The organism is Pseudonocardia sp. Ae505_Ps2, from assembly GCF_001932425.1.
Classification (GTDB): Bacteria; Actinomycetota; Actinomycetes; order Mycobacteriales; family Pseudonocardiaceae; genus Pseudonocardia.
On the sequence record NZ_MCIP01000001.1, the window covers coordinates 2,003,668 to 2,008,892 of the forward strand.

At 57.9% G+C, this 5,225-nt stretch carries 3 rRNA genes; all 3 read left to right on the forward strand.

From position 1 onward, the window contains the following. The first annotated feature begins 73 nt into the window (after positions 1 to 73). A 16S ribosomal RNA gene (locus tag Ae505Ps2_RS09510) occupies positions 74 to 1,593 on the forward strand. 315 nt (positions 1,594 to 1,908) lie between these two features. Then, positions 1,909 to 4,999, forward strand: a 23S ribosomal RNA gene (locus tag Ae505Ps2_RS09515). A gap of 104 nt (positions 5,000 to 5,103) precedes the next feature. Then, positions 5,104 to 5,220 (forward strand): 5S ribosomal RNA (rrf, locus tag Ae505Ps2_RS09520). Together the 16S, 23S and 5S rRNA genes form the textbook arrangement of a ribosomal RNA operon. Positions 5,221 to 5,225: the final 5 nt, after the last annotated feature.

Here is a 5,225-nt window from a genome sequence, read left to right on the forward strand (position 1 = left end):
GTGCCAGATTGTTTGTTTGGTTGCAGCATTCGATCCCGTCGGGTGTTGTGGCCAGTGTTTGTTTGTCAGGGTTTTGTTGGAGAGTTTGATCCTGGCTCAGGACGAACGCTGGCGGCGTGCTTAACACATGCAAGTCGAGCGGTAAGGCCCTTTCGGGGGTACACGAGCGGCGAACGGGTGAGTAACACGTGGGTGACCTGCCCTCCACTCTGGGATAAGCCTGGGAAACTGGGTCTAATACCGGATAGGACCACTGGCTGCATGGTTGGTGGTGGAAAGTTTTTTCGGTGGGGGATGGGCCCGCGGCCTATCAGCTTGTTGGTGGGGTGATGGCCTACCAAGGCGGTGACGGGTAGCCGGCCTGAGAGGGCGACCGGCCACACTGGGACTGAGACACGGCCCAGACTCCTACGGGAGGCAGCAGTGGGGAATATTGCGCAATGGGCGGAAGCCTGACGCAGCGACGCCGCGTGGGGGATGACGGCCTTCGGGTTGTAAACCTCTTTCGCCAGGGACGAAGAGTGATTGACGGTACCTGGAGAAGAAGCACCGGCCAACTACGTGCCAGCAGCCGCGGTAACACGTAGGGTGCGAGCGTTGTCCGGAATTATTGGGCGTAAAGAGCTCGTAGGCGGTGTGTCGCGTCGGCCGTGAAAACTTGGGGCTTAACTCTGAGCGTGCGGTCGATACGGGCATCACTTGAGTTCGGCAGGGGAGACTGGAATTCCTGGTGTAGCGGTGAAATGCGCAGATATCAGGAGGAACACCGGTGGCGAAGGCGGGTCTCTGGGCCGATACTGACGCTGAGGAGCGAAAGCGTGGGGAGCGAACAGGATTAGATACCCTGGTAGTCCACGCCGTAAACGTTGGGCGCTAGGTGTGGGGACCATTCCACGGTTTCTGTGCCGCAGCTAACGCATTAAGCGCCCCGCCTGGGGAGTACGGCCGCAAGGCTAAAACTCAAAGGAATTGACGGGGGCCCGCACAAGCGGCGGAGCATGTGGATTAATTCGATGCAACGCGAAGAACCTTACCTGGGTTTGACATGCACCAGACATCCCTAGAGATAGGGCTTCCCTTGTGGTTGGTGTGCAGGTGGTGCATGGCTGTCGTCAGCTCGTGTCGTGAGATGTTGGGTTAAGTCCCGCAACGAGCGCAACCCTTGTTCCATGTTGCCAGCACGTTATGGTGGGGACTCATGGGAGACTGCCGGGGTCAACTCGGAGGAAGGTGGGGATGACGTCAAGTCATCATGCCCCTTATGTCCAGGGCTTCACACATGCTACAATGGCTCATACAGAGGGCTGCGAGACCGTGAGGTGGAGCGAATCCCTTAAAGTGAGTCTCAGTTCGGATCGGGGTCTGCAACTCGACCCCGTGAAGTTGGAGTCGCTAGTAATCGCAGATCAGCAACGCTGCGGTGAATACGTTCCCGGGCCTTGTACACACCGCCCGTCACGTCACGAAAGTTGGTAACACCCGAAGCCGGCGGCCCAACCCTTGTGGAGGGAGCTGTCGAAGGTGGGACTGGCGATTGGGACGAAGTCGTAACAAGGTAGCCGTACCGGAAGGTGCGGCTGGATCACCTCCTTTCTAAGGAGTCCCATCATGTGATGGGGCATCACATGGCTCTGCAGGGTTTTGCTCTGTGGGTTTCTGTGGTTCCTTCATTGAATCGCATCATCAGCTCCGTCTGTGGGTTGGGTGCGTTGGGTGGAACGCAGTTCGTTGGACCGGTTTGGCTTGGCACACTGTTGGGTCCTGAGGAGACACCTGGTGAACGGGTTGTTTTCTTTGGCCGCTCTGGTCGGGGGCTTCCTAACGCCTGCTTGTGGTGGGTGGTGGTTGTTCTTGGTTGGGTGTGGTTGTGGGTTGAGTGTTGCATAGTGGATGCGAGCATCTTGTTGTGGTCAAGTTGTTAAGAGCACATGGTGGATGCCTGGGCATCAGGAGCCGATGAAGGACGTGGGAGGCCGCGATAGGCCTCGGGGAGCTGTCAACCGAGCTGTGATCCGAGGGTGTCCGAATGGGGAAACCCAGCGCCCGTCATGGGGCGTTACCCGTACCTGAATTCATAGGGTGCGTGGAGGGAACGTGGGGAAGTGAAACATCTCAGTACCCACAGGAAGAGAAAACAATAGTGATTCCGTGAGTAGTGGCGAGCGAAAGCGGATGAGGCTAAACCGTGTCCGTGTCAAGCCGGCAGGCGTTGCGGGTGCGGGGTTGTGAGGCGTGTCGTTCATCTTCTGCCGAGGGTGGGACAGCATGAACCGGTGTTAGCGGAACGATTCTGGGATGGTCGGCCGTAGTGGGTGATAGCCCCGTACGCGAAAATGTTTGGTTCTGTTGTGGGCATTGTTCTCGAGTAGCAGCGAGCCCGTGAAATTCGCTGTGAATCTGGCGGGACCACCCGTCAAGCCTAAATACTACCTGGTGACCGATAGCGGACAAGTACCGTGAGGGAAAGGTGAAAAGTACCCCGGGAGGGGAGTGAAATAGTACCTGAAACCGTGTGCTTACAAGCCGTCAGAGCCTTGCGGGGTGATGGCGTGCCTTTTGAAGAATGAGCCTGCGAGTTATGCTTCGTGGCGAGGTTAACCTGTGTGGGGTAGCCGTAGCGAAAGCGAGTCCGAATAGGGCGGTTGAGTCGCGGGGTGTAGACCCGAAGCGGAGTGATCTACCCATGGCCAGGGTGAAGCGTCGGTAAGACGTCGTGGAGGCCCGAACCCACCAGGGTTGAAAACCTGGGGGATGAGCTGTGGGTAGGGGTGAAAGGCCAATCAAACTTCGTGATAGCTGGTTCTCCCCGAAATGCATTTAGGTGCAGCGTCGTGTGTTTCTCGCCGGAGGTAGAGCACTGGATGGCCTAGGGGGCCGACAAGCTTACCGAAGTCAGCCAAACTCCGAATGCCGGTGAGTGAGAGCGCGGCAGTGAGACTGCGGGGGATAAGCTTCGTGGTCGAGAGGGAAACAGCCCAGATCACCGGCTAAGGCCCCTAAGCGTGCGCTAAGTGGGAAAGGATGTGGGATCGCCCGGACAACCAGGAGGTTGGCTTAGAAGCAGCCACCCTTGAAAGAGTGCGTAATAGCTCACTGGTCAAGTGGTCCTGCGCCGACAATGTAGCGGGGCTCAAGCGCACCGCCGAAGCCGTGGCAATGACATCTTTGTGGTGTTGTTGGGTAGGGGAGCGTCCTGCGTCTGGTGAAGCCCGGGAGTGATTTACGGGTGGAGGGTGTGGGAGTGAGAATGCAGGCATGAGTAGCGAATGCAGAGTGAGAATCTCTGCCGCCGGATGACCAAGGGTTCCTGGGCCAGGTTGTTCCGCCCAGGGTGAGCCGGGACCTAAGGCGAGGCCGTCAGGCGTAGTCGATGGACAACGGGTTGATATTCCCGTGCTCGTGATAGTGCGTCCATGCCGAGGCTGGTGATGCTAACCATCCGAACCCACCTTCGCTCCTTCGGGAGTGTTGTTTGTGGGGGAGCGTGGGATCCGATCTGGTAGTAGGCAAGTGATGGGGTGACGCAGGAGGGTAGCTCCGCCACGCGGTGGTTGTCGTGGTGTAAGCCTGTAGCCTGATCTCCTAGGTAAATCCGGGGGGTCGTGAAGGGTGAGAGGTGATGCGTAGCCGATTGAGGCGAAGAGGGTGATCCCATGCTGTCGAGAAAAGCCTCTAGCGAGTGCTGTTGCGGCCCGTACCCCAAACCGACACAGGTGGTCAGGTAGAGAATACCGAGGCGATCGAGCGAACTGTGGTTAAGGAATTCGGCAAAATACCTCCGTAACTTCGGGAGAAGGAGGGCCGGTTGTCTTGATGCCCCGTGCGGGCTAGGGATGGCCGGTCGCAGAGACCAGGCCCAAGCGACTGTTTACTAAAAACACAGGTCCGTGCGAAGTCGCAAGACGATGTATACGGACTGACGCCTGCCCGGTGCTGGAACGTTAAGAGGACCTGTTAGTCCCCTTGTGGGGCGAAGCGGAGAATTTAAGCGCCAGTAAACGGCGGTGGTAACTATAACCATCCTAAGGTAGCGAAATTCCTTGTCGGGTAAGTTCCGACCTGCACGAATGGCGTAACGACTTGGGCGCTGTCTCGACCACAGACTCGGCGAAATTGCACTACGAGTAAAGATGCTCGTTACGCGCGGCAGGACGGAAAGACCCCGGGACCTTTACTATAGCTTGGTATTGGTGCTCGGTTCGGCTTGTGTAGGATAGGTGGGAGACTGTGAAGCTATCACGCCAGTGGTGGTGGAGTCGTTGTTGAAATACCACTCTGGTCGAATTGGGTGTCTTAACCTCGGGCCATGATCTGGTTCAGGGACAGTGCCTGGTGGGTAGTTTAACTGGGGCGGTTGCCTCCCAAAGAGTAACGGAGGCGCCCAAAGGTTCCCTCAGCCTGGTTGGCAATCAGGTGTTGAGTGTAAGTGCACAAGGGAGCTTGACTGTGAGACTGACGGGTCGAGCAGGGACGAAAGTCGGGACTAGTGATCCGGCACCACCTTGTGGAAGGGGTGTCGCTCAACGGATAAAAGGTACCCCGGGGATAACAGGCTGATCTTGCCCAAGAGTCCATATCGACGGCATGGTTTGGCACCTCGATGTCGGCTCGTCGCATCCTGGGGCTGGAGTAGGTCCCAAGGGTTGGGCTGTTCGCCCATTAAAGCGGTACGCGAGCTGGGTTTAGAACGTCGTGAGACAGTTCGGTCCCTATCCGCCGCGCGCGTTGGAGACTTGAGGAAGGCTGTCCCTAGTACGAGAGGACCGGGACGGACGAACCTCTGGTGTGCCAGTTGTCCCGCCAGGGGCACGGCTGGTTGGCTATGTTCGGGAGGGATAACCGCTGAAGGCATCTAAGCGGGAAGCCTGTTCCAAGATGAGGTCTCCCACCACCTTTGAGTGGGTAAGGCTCCCAGGAGATGACTGGGTTGATAGGCCGGAGATGGAAGCCCTGTGAGGGGTGGAGTTGACCGGTACTAATAGGCCGAGGGCTTGCCACAACGAGTTGTTCGCATCCACTGTGTGACCCTGAGCCCACAACCCTGTGCGGGTTGTGTGTTCGTAGGTCCCCCCATGTTTGTGTGGGGGTTTGTTGAATAGTGTTGTCGGTGGTCATTGCGGTAGGGGAACGCCCGGTCCCATTCCGAACCCGGTAGCTAAGCCTTCCAGCGCCGATGGTACTGCACTCGCCAGGGTGTGGGAGAGTAGGTCGCCGCCGACATTCAA